The sequence below is a fragment of the Flavobacterium sp. AC105 genome, assembly GCF_979258495.1.
In genome coordinates this window covers 3,503,481-3,520,930 of record NZ_OZ409860.1, presented here as the reverse complement: position 1 = coordinate 3,520,930, position 17,450 = coordinate 3,503,481, and the positions used below count along the sequence as shown (strand labels likewise).

Here is a 17,450-nt window from a genome sequence, read left to right as displayed (position 1 = left end):
TTTTTAATAACCGCATATTTGCAAAAAAAAGAATCTGCGAAAACCAGTTTAATCCGTAAAATCCGTGGGCAAATAATTAATTCCAGCAAATAAAGGGCAAAAAAAATAGCCACCTAAATGATAGCTATTTTTAAATATATTTTTAAGAAATATTAGATTCTGAAAATTCCACCCACAGCAATAATTCTTTGAAAGAATAAAAAGTGTTGAGTCGCTTTATCATCATTGCTTACCGTAGTTCTAATATCTTTCATGTCGATGTAACCGCCTTTTAGTTCTCCTTGCAAATAAAAATACTTGAAGAAAGTAAAGTTAATCCCTGCTTTTGCAGATACACCAAAACCAGAAACGTGAAAATCATCATGACGTTCCATTCCTAATAAAGTTGTATTTGTTTTTGGGTATAAAACTCCGGCTCCTAAACCTTCAGTTAAGTTAATCTGAACTTTATCTGTATTTGGCAAACCAAACAATTTCGAAATATCGTCATGTCTGGAAACCTCAGTATTAATATAGTTCAAACCATCTGTATGTTCGTACATTAAAAAAGCAGTACCATTTGGATTAGTAACACCTTTATCATAACCACCTTCAATAGCACCACCTTGAGACATATCTACAGGTCTATTATTATAATCTCCGTTGTAAATAGATCCGGCCTGATCAGCAGGTAAATTAATATAACCCGTAACATTAGCCGTTTGATTTTGAGTCATCACATATTTCATGTGATCCCAACCAATAGAAACGCTGTAATGATCGTTAATGAAATACCCCATTCTAAAATTAGTTTGCGGAATTGTCATGTTTGCAGGATTTATATAATCAATATGATATCCTTTTGGCTTATCATGCGCTTTCATGTCTGCTACTGTAAAGTTGTAATCTTTTCCTCTGAAATTTACATCAGATTTTGTATAACTGTCTCTGTTTCCTCCCCAGGAAACAAAAAATTTACCTTTATTATGTGCTGTGTATCTTTCTACTGCTATTTCTTCCTGGGCAAAAGTGTGTATTGAAAAACACAAAAAGAAGAAAAGTAAAATATTTTTTTTCAATGAATTAGTATTAAAAATTAGAATGAATTAACTGTTTTTCTAATGGCAACCAACTTCGTCATTAAACCTTCAAAATAGTCTAAATGAAGCATATTAGCACCATCACTTTTTGCATTAGCAGGGTCAAAATGAGTTTCGATAAAAATACCGTCAACACCCACAGCAATACCCGCTTTGGCAACAGTTTCAATCATATCAGGTCTTCCGCCCGTAACACCGGCAGTTTGGTTAGGTTGTTGCAGCGAGTGCGTAACATCCAGAACCGTAGAAGCATATTGCTGCATAGTAGGAATACCTCTAAAATCAACAATCATGTCCTGGTAGCCAAACATAGTACCACGATCTGTAACCATAACATTCTCGTTATGACAATCTAACACTTTTTGAACAGCATGTTTCATGCTTTCCGGACTCATAAATTGTCCTTTTTTCAGGTTTACCACTTTTCCGGTATTTGCAGCAGCGACAACAAGGTCAGTCTGACGCACAAGAAAAGCAGGAATTTGCAAAACATCTACATATTGCGCTGCCATATCAGCATCTTCATTTGTATGAATATCCGTTACAGTTGGAACGTGAAAAGTTTCAGAAACCTTTCTTAAAATTTTTAATGCTTTTTCATCACCAATTCCAGAGAAACTATCAATTCTGGAACGGTTTGCTTTTTTAAATGATCCTTTAAATACATAAGGAATCTGAAGTTTGTCGGTAATACCAACTAATTTTTCAGCAATTCTGAGAGCCATTTCTTCTCCTTCAATAGCGCAAGGTCCCGCCAGCAAAAAGAAATTACCACTATCAGTATGCTTAATTTGTGGAATATGTTGTATGTTCATAATATGATTTTTTGACAGTGCAAAGGTAGTCATGATTTATGAATAGCAGATTAAGATTTAAGTTTTTTTTAAGAATCCCGATTGCTATCGGGACTCCTGTCCGCTACAATCTTTTTCTCCAAATCCTTTTTTTTCTGACCTTTGCAGGAGCTTCCGTTGGTCGCTCTGCAAAAGCCAGAAAAAACAGGCTTTCTCAAAAAAGGATTTCCGTTACTATCAGGGCTAAAACTGTAGTGGAATTATGAATTTCATGAGGAATATCTCCTCAAAAAACTTCAAATTATACCTTCAAATTAAATTCTGTTTTCAAAATAGTATCCAGTTGATTATCCTCAAAAGAGATAATTTCGGCAATACCGTTTGCTACAGATTTTAACGAATTTTTTGATAATATTTTTTTACCTGACGGATTTTGCAAAACCACAATTAATTTTTGGGTAAAAACCGAATCCGGATTGGAGTAATTATAATAATTGGCAGGTTTAAAATCGATCCATCTTTGAGGATTCAAATCAAACGAATATAAATTAATCCATTCTTTTCCGATCAGGATTTGCAATAAAAACTCATTTTCTTCTGTTTTTACCAAAGTAAAAGTGTCCCAATCATGTTGAATCTCACTACCAATTTCGCTCAGTTTTAAAGGTTCTCTAATACTATTTCCGCCAAACCCCAAATCAATCAGATATTCTTCGTTTTCGATGTTAGCAATTATTGCCAGGTGAGTTTTAGCATTAGGATCAGGATTAACCAAAGGCCGAACGGCAATATAATAATGCGGAAGACCAATTTCCTGAAGCATTAACGAAAAAATACCGTTAATTTGATAGCAATAACCACCACGATTTTTAGTGACAATTTGGTTTACAATATCATCACCAATTAAGGAAATAGCTTTACCTGCCTGTACATCAATATTTTCAAAAGGCACATTAAATATCTGGCTTTGCATCAATTTTTTGATCCCTTTTAAATTCAATTGAATTTCTCCCTCAAAATTAATTCTCTTTAAATATTGCTGTAAATCAAAACTTGAAGCTTTAATTTTATGATTGTTTTTTAATTGTTCCATTTTAATTTTTTTGTATTATATCAATACAATCAAAATTAAGGCATTTATGTAAGGAAAGAGATAATTTAACTTATTTTTCACTGACGCGAGCGATTGATTCTTACATAAAAAATCCCAAAGAAAACCTGTCCGATAAAAAATAGAATATTGATAAAAGTAGTAATATAAATTACCATCTGAATTTGAGACAAAAAACTTTCAGAATTATATAAATTCAGTTCGACAAATTTATATACATTAAAATTTGCAGCAAAAACAGCTGGAAGTGTTAGCGATAAATGAATTGTAAATTTCTTTAAATCTACCTTTTCAGTATTTTTAGAAAGTTTCCAATAATAAAAACTAACAACACCCAGAATTATAAATTTGATTAAGTTTGAAACTACTCGAATACCAACAATATTGGTGTTCCAGCCAGGAACTATTGAAGATAAAATATCTGAATTGAGATATATAATGTAATAAGGAAATAGAATTAGCGATAAAAGTGCAAAAAATATAAAAGCTGTTTTTGTTTGGATCATACTATTTTTGAGTTTTTTCGTAAGATCTTTTTATGAAGTATTGTGCAATTATAACTATAATAAGTATTACAGTAAAAAGCAAAGAAAATGCAATTATTCCCAATATTCCCATTCCACATCTATATGGTCGTCCTTCAAGGCTTTCTGTAAAATTATAGGAAGCTACAAAAAAGGCTATAATAGATAAAATGACTTGTAAAATGAGACTAATAAACGAAATGGTTCCAAATTTTAATGGAATTGTTTCGCCTATAGCTTTTCTTCCAAATATAAGTTGAAATAATAAGGGCAAAATAATTAAGATTAAAGGAGTAATTCCGAACATCGATTGTTGTGTTTTCTAAATTTTTACCCCTTTTTCAAACTCAATCCCATCGGAACCATTAAAATTCCCTTTTCATAAATATTCAAATAAAGCGTAATTGGCTTTTTCTGGCCTTCCCATCTTAATTCATAAACATTCAAAAATCCGGCTCCCATATCACTTCTTTTGGTTGGAAAAGGACAACAGGTTTCTAATCTTTTGTAAGTGATTTTTTCGCCATTTGGTCCCGCCAAAGCATCCAGGAAACGAGTTTCGTTTAAAGCTTCGTCTCTGGTATTTCTATAAAAAATATTGACAGGATAATCAGGATTGTAGCCGTATTTTTTGTCTTTACTAAAAAGTGTAATAGCAAATGTATTATCCTTCTTTAAGATTAAATCCGGAGCATTATCATCAACATTTTTCAAAGTTGATTTAGTGCTTATACAAGAAGTTGCTGTAATTAATAAAACAATAAAAAGGGCTATTTTTTTCATGGTTTAAGATATTGGTCGTACAAATGTAAATGGTTTTTTGCCAGAGATTTTAAAGATCAAAAAAAAATCTGCTAAATCTGCAAGATCTGCGTGAAAAAGAAAAAACTAAACCACTTTCACCCATGTTATTCTTGTGCAATTTTAGACTTAGAATTCAATTTTAATATACCTACTACAATCAGATATTGTGCCACAAGATACGTTAACATAATAAAAAATGAACTTCTTTGAATTGGCGAATAGAATTTATTCACAGCCAAAATACTATCTGAAATAACAAAAACAATTGCACCCACAAAAACGTATTGATTAGCAGGCTTTTTCCAGATTAAAAAACCGTTAAAAGCAAATAAAAGCATGATCGAAATTACGCTTGCATAAACGACTACAGGAACTTTTAAATCGCCCAAACTTGGTAATAAAACCGAAAGCATTCCAATTAAATAACACGCAATTATTAAGCTTCCAATTCCGAAAATAAAAATATTTTTCTTGTTTTTAATTTTAATTTGTCTGTTAAAAAGAACGCAATATATAATATGTGAAATCAGGAAAGCGACTAATCCAAGAATAAAATAAATCTCAGCAATATCAGTAAAAAGCAAAATAACATCGCCAATCCAGGAAAATAATAAAGCAGTTAAAAGTGTATTTTTTGATGGAAATTTTGAATGAAAGTAAACTCCAAATCCTAATAACGGAATCAAAACGGGTTTTAAAAATACATCTAAATTTTCATATCCCGAAAGTAAAATAAGAAGATATAAAACACTAAAGGCCAAATAAATTTTAAGGTATAATGTGTTTTTCATGTTGATTTTGTTTGGTTATGAGGTTTTGGTCTTTTTTAAAATCGATCGTTACAAAATAAATTGTGGTTAGAAACGAAAGACTTAAGTAGCTTATAATGATATAATTTGCGATTGAAAAAGCGTGATTTAAACCAAACCAGTCTCCATAATAAGAAATAATCGAAATGGCGACTGCAAAACGCAAACCTTCCCAAAAAATCGCGTATTTGCTTTTGTCCATTAATTCAGAATAACTGTAGATGGTAACCAATATAAAAAAGCCATAAATAAAGATATTTGGTAAACCAATTTTGGCAATATTGTCAAATAAATACGTCACAAACAAAAGTGTAATCAGCATTTGTGCAACCGACCAATAAATTAGTTTTTGAGAGTTTTGTGTACCGTATTTGTCAAAATTAAAAACATTTTCAATCTTGTTTACGGGATATTTTTCTTCAAAATTTTCCGGTCTCCAGCCTGTTGGTTTAAACCAGATTGTGAGTTTATCTTTCCAGTTTTCGGCGCGCCACGCATCAGAAATCAGCAAACTCAAATGCTGAAAATTTATCCTGATCGGGTTCCAGGTATGTGCAGGTCTTGTAATACCAAAAACAGGCGGAACATCATCTAATTCAGCTTGAAAAGTACCGAAAAGTTTATCCCAAAAAATAAAAATCTGCGAATGGTTTTTGTCTAAATATTCAGGATTTATAGCATGATGTACACGATGATGAGAAGGCGTAACCAGGATATTTTCAATAAATCCCATTTTTTTAATATGTTTAGTATGATACCAAAATTGCAAAAATAAATGAAGTGGCAAAGTAATCGCAATTACGGTCGCAGGAACGCCCAATAATGCCGCAGGAATCAATAAAAAAGTAAATAAATTAACTAAACTCGCAATGGGTTGTCGCAAAGCACAAGCCAGATTAAACTCTTCACTGCTATGATGAATGGCATGTTTATTCCAAAGAAAATTAATTTGATGTGCCAGTCTATGACTCCAATATCCGTAAAAATCAATTACAAAAAAAGCAATACAATAGGAGAGAACGTTAGCTTCAAGATGAAAAAAAGCAATCTTAGAAACCATCCATTCATACGAAATAAACGTCAGGCTTAAACCTAAAACGTCCTTAACAGAATTGGTAATTCCGGAACTAATACTGGATACACTATCTATCAAAGGTGCAGTATCGTCCTTTTTGTAAATGCCGTATATTTTTTCGATTATGATTAAAACTAAAAAAATAGGCGTTGCGATAATTAATATCTTTCCGTATTCTTCCATAAAAAAAGTATTGTATTTTGTTCAAATATAGAATAAAATAGAATGTTTTTTTAATTATTTGCAATTAAACAAGTTTGAGGGTATTTAAGTTTTAATAATTATTATGGCGAATAGTTTATAGTATGAACTTTTTTGTCCTTATTATTCTTAATTTCAAAGACAATAGACTCTTTCATAAATTTGTAAGTATCGTATTTTACCTCTATAATAACCTGATTTTGGGCATTTACAATACCATATTTTTTGTTTTTCTGAACTACAAATTCTGAAGTAGAAGAGATATCGTTAATCGAATCATATTCGTTAGGAATTACAATTTTATTTTCGTTGCTGATAACGCCAAATTTATTCTTGCTTTTAAATATTTGATACTTGCTATTTGTAATCCCTACTGAAAAAAGATTGTTTTTTACAAATCCATCAACAGGAATTTCTATTTCAGAATAGTTTTTATCGGCAACCGTGATGAGGTATTGTTTAGCATTTTTACTGGCAAAAATTTTATTTTGTGACGCATTATAAAATTCATAATCTTCAGGAATAATGAGTTCGCCTTTTTCAGAAAATAAACCATTTTTATGCTCCAAATTCCCAACCATAAAATAATTAGAAAGCGTTTGTATGCTTTTATATCGAATCGGAATTATTTCCTGATCTGAAAAAACATTTATCACACCTTTTAAATCGCCTTTAGCTGCAAAATATTGATTTTCAAAAGGAACATCATCGTTATAATTTACCTCATAAATACTTTCATAAATAAGGGGTTTTAAGATAGAATCACTTTTAGTTATTAAACCATATTTATCTTTGTTTCGAACCATATAAAAAGATTTTGAAGGCAAAATATCATCATATTTGCATTCAACTTCATATTTTCCGGATGAATTTATGATGCCTTTTTTCTTAGTAAGTAAATTTAAAATGATATACGTATCAGAATTGATAATTCTTTCGAACTTATGATTCTTGATAGAATTTAAAACGACAGAACCTTGATTATTAATTATAAAACTATCATTGTTTTGAAGTGTTACAATTGATCTGTCGCCTGTAAAATACTCAATATCTTTTGCTTTAAAATTGGTTATTTGTTTTCCTGTAAAATCAAAAAGTTCAATATTAGTAGTATTCTGAACAAATAAAACACCATTATTGTTCATTATAAAGTCAAACTTTATTGGCAAAATAACATGATTTAAAGTATCAATAACCCCCGTTTTATTATTTTTTGAAACACTAATAAGTCCTTTTTCCAAATAAAAAATAGCATCATATTCCAATGGAATTTTTATATTCCCCTTTAAATCAATATAACCGCGTTTGAATTTTTTAGCGATGGGAGTTCCAACTTCAAATAAATTTTTAAGTTCCGGCTTGTTGTAAATATATTGAAAACCTGGTTTGATAATCACATTTCCTGTGCTGTCAATTACGCCCATTTTACCTTTTAAGGTTCTGAATACTGCATAATTATTCTCAAAATTATAAACGTATTCATAGGTTTTATTTGCGATTAATTGTTCCCGAATAGTATTGAATTTTTGCTGGCTTACCAAAATTAGAGGAAATAGCAACAGAAGAAGTTTAATAACTTTCATAAATTTTAATTTTAGCAGATTTCGGAAATATAAAAAATCAAAAATTTCAGACAGGTACATAAATAAAAAACATTCTATTTTACACTGATTTAGAATAAAATAGAATGTTTTTTAAAATATTTATTTGCAATTTAAACAATTTCGGCGCTTAGTCCAGCTTCCAAAAGTTGTGTACATTGTGGCTTTAACTTATCCATCGGACCCGTTTTTACGGTGCATTTTCCGTTGTAATGTACAATTAAGGAACATTGTTCTGCTTGTTCAGGCGTATGACTGCATACACGCATTAAAGTCTCAATTACATGATCAAAAGTGTTTACATCGTCGTTATAAACAATGATTTCGTTATTGAAACTCGTCGCTTCCTTTTCGCAAACTCTTTCTCTTACTTTTTCTTTAGTACTCATTTTTTTAGGTTTTTGTACTGTTGTAATTACTAATTTAAATCTAAGATAATTAACAATCTAATTTACGTATTTTAATGAAACCCAGTTGTTTCTTTGAAACTTTTTAACATAAGTCAAACCTTTCTCTGTGCATGAAGCATCAATAAAAGGAATGTCTTCTTCATAAAAACCACTAAAAAGTATAATTCCTTTTGGGTTTAAACAATCTACATAACTTTGCATATCATTCAACAAAATGTTACGGTTGATGTTTGCAATGATTAGATCGTATTTTTTACCGGCCAATAAAGCAGCATCGCCTTCATAAACGGTAATATGTTTGCAATTATTGCGTTCTGCGTTTTCGATAGAATTCAAATAACACCAATTGTCAATATCAATAGCATCAATTGGCTTAGCACCTTTCATTTCGGCTAAAATCGCTAAAATTGCAGTTCCGCAGCCCATGTCAAGGGTTTTTAAACCTTCAACATCCATTTCAAGTAAATGCTGAATCATCATATGAGTTGTTTCATGATGACCAGTGCCAAAACTCATTTTTGGTTCAATTACAATATCAAATTCGGCATCCGTTTTTGGATGAAAAGGAGCGCGAACATGACATTTTCCATCCACATCAATCGCTTCAAAATTCTTTTCCCATTCCTCGTTCCAGTTTACCTGATCGATTTCTTCGACGGTATATTCAATTTTAAATTCTTCTGATTCTAAAATATAAATGTCATCCAGAATATGCTCATCCCACAAATCTTTTTTTACAAAAGCCGAAATTCCGTTTTCCGTTTCTGTAAAAGTCTCAAACGCTTTTTCGCCTAATTCAGCAATTAAAATTTCTGAACCCGGTTCTTTTGGTTCAATCGTAAAATGGTATCCTAAATATATATTTGACATAAATAAATTTTTTGCAAAGGTAAGAATACAAAGCAGAACTTGTTCATAAATAATTCGGATTCTAATACTTATTAATGTTAATTTTGAGTGAAATTGTACCGAATTTTTGAATATGAAAAATATCATTTTTGTTTTGCTTTTTGTTGTGTTAAGTTCAGGCAGTTGTGAAAAAGAACACGAGGTTGTACGCTCATTTTGTTATTGGAAAACCGATTTAAATTTTGAAAAAGAAGATGATTCTTTAATCAAAAATTTAAATGTAAAACATATGTATGTTCGTTTTTTTGATATCGACTGGAATCCGTATGCCAAAGAACCTTTGCCGGTTGCAACAATCAGAAATACAAGTCTTAACGAAAGTAATCCCGAAATAACGCCAAGTGTTTTTATAACGAACGAAGTTGTTTTGCAGGCCAATACCAAGCAACTGGACAGTTTAGCAGCAAGAATTGCAAAACGCGTTCAGCAAATTGGTACTAAAATGAATGAAACCAAAGCAGATAAAATCACTTATTCAATTGTTTATCCTGAGAATTATAAACAAGATACTAAAAGACTGAATTATGACTCTGTAAAATCAATTGGAATGGCAAAACTCAAAGTTGATTTTAAGGAAATCCTGATTGATTGTGACTGGACAGAAAAATCTAAAAAGAACTATTTCTACTTATTAAAACAAGTAAAAAAGGGATTTCCAACGGCAAAAGTTTCAGCTACAATTCGACTTTGGCAATATAAATATGCTGAAAAAGCAGGAATTCCGCCAGTAGATAAAGGTTTGTTAATGTGTTATAATTTGACAAAACCAGATGATTTTAAAACCAAAAATTCGATAGGAACAAGTGATGAACTGGCACAATATATCACGCACGGAGATTATAAATTAAAACTGGATATTGCGTTGCCGTTGTACAGTTGGGCGGTTGTTTTTAGAGGAAATCAGTTTAAGGGAATTTTATCAGATTACGATCAATTGCGGAAAGATTCTATTAAATTGAAGAAAGTATCAAATACTAAATATATACTGCAAGACGATGTTTTAGTGGGGCAAACGTACTTAAGAAATGGGGACGAAATCCGAATCGAGAAAATTTCAAATGATGAATTAGACAAAATGATTTCGATTATAAAAAGTAAAATTCAGATTAATAATCAAACCCGGGTTACGTTTTTCTCTTTCGATAAAAAATACATCAACGATTATGGAACCCAAAATATATCCAGCTATTATGCGCGTTTTTAGTAGTTTACTTTTCGTTTTAACCGTTCAGGTTTCTTTCGCATGTGGCTGGAGCGTTTCGCCGGAAACCAGTCGTTTGGCTTTGTTTAAAGCACAGCGGGAAGGTTTTTTTAAACTGACACCGTTTTATTATTCGGCAGATTATTACTATTCTACAAACACAGTTTCCGGAGTAGATCAGGAATTGAATTGCTTGGAATGGAAGAAAAAATTAGGAAATCTGATTGATCCAAAAGATGTTCATATGATTCTGTACGAAACAGATTCGGAACAATTTGAAACGGCTTTTGAAACCAAATCACTAAAAAAGACATTCGAAAAAAACACTTTTATAACAGCTTTATTGCTGCCAAAAAATAAGGCTTTTCTAAACTATATTTTGTTTGCTAAAAAACTGGAATACAATAGCAATACGGATGTGAAATGGGAATCCTGGGATAAAGTGGGCTACAATAGTCAGGATCATAAAATGGCAGATTTAGACGATTTCGAAAAGAAAATCAAAACGGCAAAAGATCCTTTTTTGAAAAAGCGATACGCATTTTTGATTTTGAGATATAGTTTTTATGCTCAGGATAAAGATGAGGTTATTCGACTATACGACACTTATTTTGCTGAAAATAAAAGCACCATTTTAGAACCTTGGGCATTGTATTATAAAGCTTTGTGTATTGATAATTTCCCTTTGCAAAATTATTTATTGAGTAAAGTTTTTGCTTCTTGCGAAGAAAAATCATTCGCCGTTTTACAGCATTATAATTGGAAATTAACTACAGAAACTTTGGCCTTGGCACAAAATGACGAAGAACGAAGTGTAATTCTTGCTATAGAAAGCTTCCGAAATCCTGCGCCGGATTTCAAAACAATCGAAGAAGTTTATAAACTGAGTCCCAATAGTATTAATTTAAGTTTTTTGATTGGAAGAGAAATCAACAAACTCGAAGACTGGATTTTTACACCGCAATATACCAATAACGGAAGTCCGTCTGTTACATTTGAAGGTACAGATTGGTACGGAGATTATGCGAAAGCAAAAGCCGAAAACTTCAATAAAGATATTTCGCATTTAAGGGAATTAGAATATTTTCTGATTTCGATTCGTGAACAGACTTCAGGAGAACAGAAAGAGTATATAACAGCAGCAATTGCACAGCTTTGTTTTATAGATGATCAAATTGATTTAGGTAAAAAATATACCAATATGATTTCTGATAAAGCGAATTCGTCGATACAAATGCAGAAAAATATTCAGTTGGCTTTGGTTGCTCTAAAACAAGATGATTTAAAAAGTGAGAAAGTTCAGGATCAGCTTTTTAAATACTTCGATTCAGTCGAAAATTTAGTAGAAACAGATTACGGATTATTTAAAAATTTATACAGTTTATACCGAATTGCAAGTGCAGATTTCTATAAAAAAGGCGATCGTGTTACGGCAGGTCTGTTGTCGATGAAATCTGACATAAAAAACGAAGGTGAATATTCTGTTTACAATAACCCGAATTTCTATAGTTATATTGGTTATTTTGACCGAACTGCAACTGTTGAAGATGTAGATCGTTTGATGGCGCTGCAGCAAAAAGAAGATAAAACGCCTTTTGAAAAATACATTTGTTCCGGAACAATGGCGTCAAACATTAATTATTATAAAGATCTGAAAGGAACAATTGCCTTTAGAAACAATAATCTGGAATTGGCTTATGAAACTTTTTCAAGTATGCCAAAAGATTTCTGGGAGAAGAATTACGCATTTGCAGATTATTTAAACGAAAACCCGTTTACACCAAAAATTCTGCAAAAAGATAAAGAACGCAAATTTGATTATCGTTTTAACAAAGCCGATTTTATTGCGAAGTTAATTCAGCTAAAAAAGCAAAATACAGCGGCAAGCAACTTGCAATTAGCGCATGCGTATTTTAATGTTTCGTATTTAGGAAATTCCTGGATGATGGTCGCCTACGATTGGACATCTGGAGAATCGTATGTTGATTATGTTTACGGAGACAATTCTGAAAAGGAAAAAACATATCAAAAAGGCAATTATTACAGTCTGACAATGGCCAAAATGTATTATGAAAAAGCACTGAAAATGTCTAAAAACAATAACGAAAAAGCCTTAGCGAGTCTGATGATTTTTGAATGCAATTATTACAATCATTACGCTAATATTGTTGCTGCAGAAGAGGAAGAAAAGAATCCGTTTAAAGCAGGAAAGGAGTTGGTTGATTTTTATTCTGTTTACAAAACAACACCAACTTTTAAAAAGTACAGTTGCCCTTTATTGGAATCATTTATAAATTAATTTTTTTTCACCATATAAGTGATATAAGTAAATGTAAATTCAGTTTGAGATAATTGCTTGAATAATTTATAGCACATATAAAACAAAAGCATAAAAAAAGCGTTCGAAGAACGCTTTTTTTATAGTAAAATCTAAAATTAGATTGCCGTTACAATAGCTAAAAAGTCATCAGCTTTTAAAGCGGCACCACCAATTAAACCACCATCTACGTCTGGTTTACCAAAGATTTCTTTAGCATTATCCGGTTTAACAGAACCACCGTATAAGATAGAAACTTCGTCAGCGATATCAGCTCCAAAAGCTTTACGCACAGTTTCTCTGATGAATTCGTGCATTTCCTGAGCTTGTTCAGGCGAAGCAGTTTCTCCTGTTCCAATAGCCCAAACTGGTTCGTAAGCTAAAACAACTTTAGACCATGATTCTTTTGCAATTTGGAATAATCCGTCACGCAATTGATTTTCAACAATATTGAAGTGATTTCCTGATTGACGATCTTTTAATTCTTCTCCAAAACAGAAAATTACTGTCAGGTCATGTTTCAATGCAGTATCAACTTTATTAGCGATTAAAGCGTCAGTTTCGTGAAAAATGGCACGACGCTCAGAGTGACCAAGAATTACGGTATTTACACCAATGCTAGTTAACATATCAGCAGAAATTTCTCCTGTAAAAGCACCGCCTTCAGCTTGGTGAACGTTTTGTGCAGCAACTGCAATAGTTGTGTTTTTAACTTTCGCAACAGCTGCTTGTAAGTTTACAAATGTTGGGGCAACAATTACCTGAGCAGTTGTATGTGCAGGTATTTTAGTAATTAATTCGCTTAATAATTCTTCAGTTTGCGCTGCGTTTTTATGCATTTTCCAGTTTCCTGCAACAATCTTTTTTCTCATTTTGGTAGTTTTTATTTTATTCTTTTGTTTTTTGTTTTTTTGTGAAGTTCAAAAATCAATTATTTTGATTTTAACTCTTGTAATGTTGCATTGATTTTATCAAAATCGGTTTCGATAGCGCGGTACAATACAATTTTCCCGGTTTTGTCAACAATGATATATCTCGGAATCCAGTCTAAATCAATTGCTTTTCCAAAAACACCTTTCATACCGTCGTTCATCATAAAATGATCGCCTTTTAATTCGTGTTTTTCAATTCCGATTTTCCATTTGTCAGCCGTTTTATCAGCCGAAAGAAACAAGTAAGAAACATCAGGATTGTTTGCTTGTAATTCTTTTACTTTTGGCATTGCTTTTACACAATCGCCACACCACGACGCCCAAACTTCGATAACCAAAGTTTTACCTTTGTATTTTTTTAAAATGTTTTTGAAAGAAGTCTGACCTCCATCAACTGTTAATAATTTTTCAGACAAAGCTTCTTTAGAAAAACTTGTTTTCTGAGCCTGTGAACATGAAAAAGTAATAAATGCAATAACAATTAAAGCTATTTGTTTCATATTATATAATAATTTTAAATATTATGAATTGTGTTTTCTAAATTGAATCTGCAAATTCAAATCAGAGCAATTTCATAACTTATGGTTCCCAACAAAGTTAAACAAACAAATTGAAAGCCAAATGGAGATTAACAAAATTTGAGGACTCGTTTATTTTATCACAAAACGGGAAATTTCGGTTAAAAAAAGCGGAATGAAATCGTAATAGTTGGCCGTAAAAACTTCAATTTTGACTGAATTTTTAAATCTCAACTTTTTAAAAGGATAAAAAAGCGATATTTTTTTATCGAAGATGAAATTTTGGAAGCAAAAAAACGTCAGATCTGCATAAAAAAAGTCTTCAATAATTATTCTGATTTAGAATTTACTAAAGACTTTTTTGGAATATTTTTTTTGTGATTTTTAATTCAAATCATAATCGCCATTTGCCCATTTTTTACTTGGAGCAATCCATTCATCTAAAGCTTTGTATAAAAAACCGTGTTTCAGATTCGTATGCAATTCGATTTGTTTGAAATGATTTATTTTCAATTTTGAAGTTTCTTTTCTTTTAGTAGCATCAACACCATAAATATCTGATTCTTCATAAATCATTAAAATATTTCCACAGTAATTAATCTCCGGAATTTCCTCGATATCAGAATCTCTAAAACATCCAATAAAAACAAAATTCACATCCGGATTTGCTAAATAAGTCGAAACATATTGGGCAATATAACCGCCTTTTGAAGTTCCGATTACAGTAATTTTATTCGGAGAAATCCCTTCTTTAAGAAGCTTTTTAATTTGCTTGACAATCTTCTCCGCATATTTTGCTGCATTTGTATTTTTCTTTCTGATTTCGCTAAAAACAATAAAATTATCTTTTCTGAAAGAAGCCAAAATTTCATTGTATTCTGCTTTTCCATATTCGGGATGTGGAGTATTCAAATCATTTTCTTCAACAAATTTATTGTGCAAAAAGAATATACAGCCTTTATCTTTGTTTGGTGTTTTTTCCTGACTGAAAGCTATAAAAATATTAGAAAAAGTAAATAAAAAAAATAAGAAGAATCTTTGAAGTTGTTTCATAAAATCAGGTTGTTTTTTTGGAATGGTTTTTAACAAATGTAAGAAAAATAGTTTACGCTTAAATTTTCTTATTTTTTAATTTCAAAGCAAAAAAAAAACGCCAATAAATATTGGCGCTCTTTATATTATTTATTATTTTTTAAAGGCTATACGAAACATCAGATAATTTTAAATCCTTAATATCATTATAATGTACTTTTTGAACTATGGTTCCTTTGTGTAAAACAACGATACTTGGATTTGCTCTTTCGATTGTTTTTAAAGCTGTTGCGTCGCAGAAATAGAAGTCAACATCTAAACCATATTGTTTTTTAGCCTTTGCAATTTCATCAGCTCCTGAAGCTGTCATCGCAATAACTTTATAGCCTTTTGCTTTTGCTTCTTTGCTCAAACCTTCTAATTTTTTCATTCCGTCAGGATTTGATAAAGTCAAATCATAGGTTACAAAAACTAGTAATTTTGGTTCTTTCAACAATTCTTCTTTGTAATCAGAATCCTCTTTTGTCATCGTAAAATCGTGAATTGGCGGCACATAACCTTCCGTAATTACTTTGTCTTTTCTGTCAACAAAAGTGGCACCTGCGGGAATATTTGCCAGATCTTTTTCGGTAAATTCTTTATCAACGCCATTTACTTTATAAATAAAAGTCATTTCGACTACAGATTTTGGAGCTCCTTCCGGAATTTCCATTCCTTTCTCGATGTTTGTTCCCACTTTGTAAGGACGGAAATCTTTTATCGGATTATGATTTAATACCCAAACTGCCATAAATATGCACAAAACAACACTTGCATAAGTAATGATATTTGTAACAGGTTTTGAGAATAATGGTTTTACTAATTCTTTATTAATAAATAAAATCACAATAAAGAAAACTAATACAATGTCTTTTGTAAAGGATTGCCAAGGCGTTAAATGTAAAGCATCTCCAAAACATCCACAATCTTTTACGACATCAAAATAAGCGGAGTAGAAGGTAAGGAACGTGAAGAAAACAATTAGTAATAACAAAGCCCAAATTGTAAGTTTAGATTTGTAACCTACCAATAACATTACTCCCAAAACTACTTCAAGAATTACTAAAAAGATTGCTAATCCCAGCGCTAATGGCTCTAAAAATGGCATATTAAAAACCGGTTCGCTAAAATATTCAGCTAGTTTATAAGAGAATCCAACAGGATCATTGAGTTTAATTAATCCTGAAATGATAAATAATACGCCGACAAATAGTCTTGAGAATTGAGTAATGATGTTTTTCATGTTTTGTGTTTTTTTTTGCCACAAATTTCACGAAGTAACACGAATTAATTTGTGTAAATTCGTGAAATTCGTGGCTGAAAATATTATTTTAATGAATCAAGAATGAGCGCAAAAACAGAATAATTAATCATATCCTGATAATTAGCATCAATTCCTTCAGAAACCAAAGTTTTACCTTTATTGTCTTCGATTTGCTTTACGCGAAGTAATTTTTGCAGAATCAAATCAGTCAATGAACTCACGCGCATTTCACGCCAGGCTTCGCCATAATCATGATTTTTGGCTTCCATTAACTCTTTGGTTGCTTTAATTTTAGCGTCGTATAATTCGGTTGCTTTTTCTACATCCAAATCAGGCTGATCAACAACGCCCAATTCCAGCTGAATCAAAGCCATAATCGAATAATTAATGATTCCGATGAATTCTCCTTTTTCATCCTCATCAACTTTACGGATTTCATTTTCCTGTAAACTTCTGATTCTTTGTGCTTTTATGAATATTTGATCGGTCAGTGAAGGCAATCTTAAAATGCGCCAGGCACTGCCATAATCTTTCATTTTATTGATAAATAAAGTACGGCAAACCGTAATTACATTATCATATTCAAGGGAAGTATTCTTCATTTATTGCTGTATATTTGCTAAAATTTCTTCAAAAATAGGCATAATATTAAAGAGTTTCAAGTTTCAGGTTTTCTTTGTTTCAAGTTTTTTCTTAACAAAGTGTTAATGCCGACAATTTGAAACTTGAAATAATGAAAGGTTTCAAGTTTAAGATTTGAAGTTTCAAGTTTTGGAACTTGCGCAATCTGTGTGAACTTGAAACTTGAAACAAATAAAAACTTGAAACAA

Annotated in this window: 18 protein-coding genes; 2 read left to right on the top strand and 16 right to left on the bottom strand. The window is 31.4% G+C overall.

The window, feature by feature from the left end; genetic code table 11:
- Window positions 1-152 precede the first annotated feature (152 nt).
- The 11 genes from ACZ0AH_RS14390 to prmA all read right to left on the bottom strand — a co-directional run bounded on the left by ACZ0AH_RS14390 (window position 153) and on the right by prmA (window position 9,278).
- A complete protein-coding gene (locus ACZ0AH_RS14390) occupies window positions 153-1,058 on the bottom strand; it encodes a hypothetical protein (RefSeq protein ID WP_463476485.1) in 906 nt (301 codons plus the stop codon).
- A gap of 17 nt (window positions 1,059-1,075) precedes the next feature.
- Window positions 1,076-1,894, bottom strand: coding sequence for a 3-deoxy-8-phosphooctulonate synthase (gene kdsA, locus ACZ0AH_RS14385; protein ID WP_072971167.1), 819 nt, complete (start codon window positions 1,892-1,894; stop codon window positions 1,076-1,078).
- A 280-nt stretch (window positions 1,895-2,174) separates the two neighbouring features.
- A complete protein-coding gene (locus ACZ0AH_RS14380) occupies window positions 2,175-2,966 on the bottom strand; it encodes an arylamine N-acetyltransferase family protein (RefSeq protein ID WP_463476484.1) in 792 nt (263 codons plus the stop codon).
- A 77-nt stretch (window positions 2,967-3,043) separates the two neighbouring features.
- Window positions 3,044-3,490: a hypothetical protein gene (locus ACZ0AH_RS14375; RefSeq protein WP_463476483.1), complete on the bottom strand. Its 447-nt coding sequence runs from the start codon at window positions 3,488-3,490 to the stop codon at window positions 3,044-3,046.
- Between the two features lies 1 nt (window position 3,491).
- On the bottom strand, window positions 3,492-3,815 hold the full coding sequence (locus tag ACZ0AH_RS14370) for a hypothetical protein (RefSeq protein ID WP_463476482.1): 324 nt from the start codon (window positions 3,813-3,815) through the stop codon (window positions 3,492-3,494).
- Window positions 3,816-3,838: 23 nt separating this feature from the next.
- Window positions 3,839-4,291, bottom strand: a complete 453-nt coding sequence (locus ACZ0AH_RS14365; protein WP_463476481.1) for a 2-dehydro-3-deoxyphosphooctonate aldolase — start codon at window positions 4,289-4,291, stop codon at window positions 3,839-3,841.
- A gap of 125 nt (window positions 4,292-4,416) precedes the next feature.
- Window positions 4,417-5,103 (bottom strand): lysoplasmalogenase, encoded by a 687-nt coding sequence (locus ACZ0AH_RS14360; RefSeq protein WP_463476480.1) that lies wholly within the window; start codon window positions 5,101-5,103, stop codon window positions 4,417-4,419.
- Window positions 5,081-6,379 (bottom strand): sterol desaturase family protein, encoded by a 1,299-nt coding sequence (locus tag ACZ0AH_RS14355; RefSeq protein WP_463476479.1) that lies wholly within the window; start codon window positions 6,377-6,379, stop codon window positions 5,081-5,083. Before ACZ0AH_RS14355 ends, ACZ0AH_RS14360 begins: the two co-directional genes overlap by 23 nt.
- Before the next feature lie 101 nt (window positions 6,380-6,480).
- Window positions 6,481-7,980: a WG repeat-containing protein gene (locus ACZ0AH_RS14350; RefSeq protein WP_463476478.1), complete on the bottom strand. Its 1,500-nt coding sequence runs from the start codon at window positions 7,978-7,980 to the stop codon at window positions 6,481-6,483.
- Window positions 7,981-8,111: 131 nt separating this feature from the next.
- Window positions 8,112-8,387, bottom strand: coding sequence for an ATP-dependent Clp protease adaptor ClpS (locus tag ACZ0AH_RS14345; protein WP_463476477.1), 276 nt, complete (start codon window positions 8,385-8,387; stop codon window positions 8,112-8,114).
- 57 nt (window positions 8,388-8,444) lie between these two features.
- On the bottom strand, window positions 8,445-9,278 hold the full coding sequence (gene prmA, locus ACZ0AH_RS14340) for a 50S ribosomal protein L11 methyltransferase (protein ID WP_463476476.1): 834 nt from the start codon (window positions 9,276-9,278) through the stop codon (window positions 8,445-8,447).
- Between the two features lie 112 nt (window positions 9,279-9,390).
- Between prmA and ACZ0AH_RS14335 the strand changes: the two genes are divergently transcribed.
- Together ACZ0AH_RS14335 and ACZ0AH_RS14330 are read left to right on the top strand one after the other, a co-directional pair.
- Entirely contained in the window at window positions 9,391-10,521 is a 1,131-nt protein-coding gene (locus ACZ0AH_RS14335; RefSeq protein WP_463476475.1) for a hypothetical protein, read from the top strand.
- The gene (locus ACZ0AH_RS14330) at window positions 10,481-12,817 is read left to right on the top strand and encodes a hypothetical protein (RefSeq protein WP_463476474.1); all 2,337 of its coding nucleotides are present in this window, start codon (window positions 10,481-10,483) and stop codon (window positions 12,815-12,817) included. The genes ACZ0AH_RS14335 and ACZ0AH_RS14330 overlap by 41 nt, the downstream gene beginning before the upstream one ends.
- 137 nt (window positions 12,818-12,954) lie before the next feature.
- Here ACZ0AH_RS14330 and tpiA read toward each other — a convergent pair whose 3' ends face one another.
- The 5 genes from tpiA to ACZ0AH_RS14305 all read right to left on the bottom strand — a co-directional run bounded on the left by tpiA (window position 12,955) and on the right by ACZ0AH_RS14305 (window position 17,222).
- On the bottom strand, window positions 12,955-13,707 hold the full coding sequence (gene tpiA / locus ACZ0AH_RS14325) for a triose-phosphate isomerase (protein ID WP_463476473.1): 753 nt from the start codon (window positions 13,705-13,707) through the stop codon (window positions 12,955-12,957).
- A 59-nt stretch (window positions 13,708-13,766) separates the two neighbouring features.
- Window positions 13,767-14,267, bottom strand: coding sequence for a TlpA family protein disulfide reductase (locus ACZ0AH_RS14320; RefSeq protein ID WP_463476472.1), 501 nt, complete (start codon window positions 14,265-14,267; stop codon window positions 13,767-13,769).
- A gap of 402 nt (window positions 14,268-14,669) precedes the next feature.
- Complete coding sequence (locus ACZ0AH_RS14315) at window positions 14,670-15,338, bottom strand: dienelactone hydrolase family protein (RefSeq protein WP_463476471.1); 669 nt, start codon at window positions 15,336-15,338, stop codon at window positions 14,670-14,672.
- 139 nt (window positions 15,339-15,477) lie between these two features.
- On the bottom strand, window positions 15,478-16,599 hold the full coding sequence (locus tag ACZ0AH_RS14310) for a BT_3928 family protein (RefSeq protein ID WP_463476470.1): 1,122 nt from the start codon (window positions 16,597-16,599) through the stop codon (window positions 15,478-15,480).
- 83 nt (window positions 16,600-16,682) lie between these two features.
- Window positions 16,683-17,222, bottom strand: a complete 540-nt coding sequence (locus ACZ0AH_RS14305; RefSeq protein WP_463476469.1) for a DUF1599 domain-containing protein — start codon at window positions 17,220-17,222, stop codon at window positions 16,683-16,685.
- Window positions 17,223-17,450 lie beyond the last annotated feature (228 nt).

What these genes read in the sequence shown, in the direction of transcription:
- prmA (WP_463476476.1), bottom strand. Translation starts at nt 9,278, where the DNA reads ATGTCAAATATATATTTAGGATACCATTTTACGATTGAACCAAAAGAA.
- ACZ0AH_RS14375 (WP_463476483.1), bottom strand. Translation starts at nt 3,490, where the DNA reads ATGATCCAAACAAAAACAGCTTTTATATTTTTTGCACTTTTATCGCTA.
- ACZ0AH_RS14310 (WP_463476470.1), bottom strand. Translation starts at nt 16,599, where the DNA reads ATGAAAAACATCATTACTCAATTCTCAAGACTATTTGTCGGCGTATTA.
- ACZ0AH_RS14365 (WP_463476481.1), bottom strand. Translation starts at nt 4,291, where the DNA reads ATGAAAAAAATAGCCCTTTTTATTGTTTTATTAATTACAGCAACTTCT.
- ACZ0AH_RS14370 (WP_463476482.1), bottom strand. Translation starts at nt 3,815, where the DNA reads ATGTTCGGAATTACTCCTTTAATCTTAATTATTTTGCCCTTATTATTT.
- ACZ0AH_RS14335 (WP_463476475.1), top strand. Translation starts at nt 9,391, where the DNA reads ATGAAAAATATCATTTTTGTTTTGCTTTTTGTTGTGTTAAGTTCAGGC.
- ACZ0AH_RS14330 (WP_463476474.1), top strand. Translation starts at nt 10,481, where the DNA reads ATGGAACCCAAAATATATCCAGCTATTATGCGCGTTTTTAGTAGTTTA.
- ACZ0AH_RS14380 (WP_463476484.1), bottom strand. Translation starts at nt 2,966, where the DNA reads ATGGAACAATTAAAAAACAATCATAAAATTAAAGCTTCAAGTTTTGAT.
- ACZ0AH_RS14315 (WP_463476471.1), bottom strand. Translation starts at nt 15,338, where the DNA reads ATGAAACAACTTCAAAGATTCTTCTTATTTTTTTTATTTACTTTTTCT.
- tpiA (WP_463476473.1), bottom strand. Translation starts at nt 13,707, where the DNA reads ATGAGAAAAAAGATTGTTGCAGGAAACTGGAAAATGCATAAAAACGCA.
- ACZ0AH_RS14355 (WP_463476479.1), bottom strand. Translation starts at nt 6,379, where the DNA reads ATGGAAGAATACGGAAAGATATTAATTATCGCAACGCCTATTTTTTTA.
- kdsA (WP_072971167.1), bottom strand. Translation starts at nt 1,894, where the DNA reads ATGAACATACAACATATTCCACAAATTAAGCATACTGATAGTGGTAAT.
- ACZ0AH_RS14350 (WP_463476478.1), bottom strand. Translation starts at nt 7,980, where the DNA reads ATGAAAGTTATTAAACTTCTTCTGTTGCTATTTCCTCTAATTTTGGTA.
- ACZ0AH_RS14345 (WP_463476477.1), bottom strand. Translation starts at nt 8,387, where the DNA reads ATGAGTACTAAAGAAAAAGTAAGAGAAAGAGTTTGCGAAAAGGAAGCG.
- ACZ0AH_RS14305 (WP_463476469.1), bottom strand. Translation starts at nt 17,222, where the DNA reads ATGAAGAATACTTCCCTTGAATATGATAATGTAATTACGGTTTGCCGT.
- ACZ0AH_RS14360 (WP_463476480.1), bottom strand. Translation starts at nt 5,103, where the DNA reads ATGAAAAACACATTATACCTTAAAATTTATTTGGCCTTTAGTGTTTTA.
- ACZ0AH_RS14320 (WP_463476472.1), bottom strand. Translation starts at nt 14,267, where the DNA reads ATGAAACAAATAGCTTTAATTGTTATTGCATTTATTACTTTTTCATGT.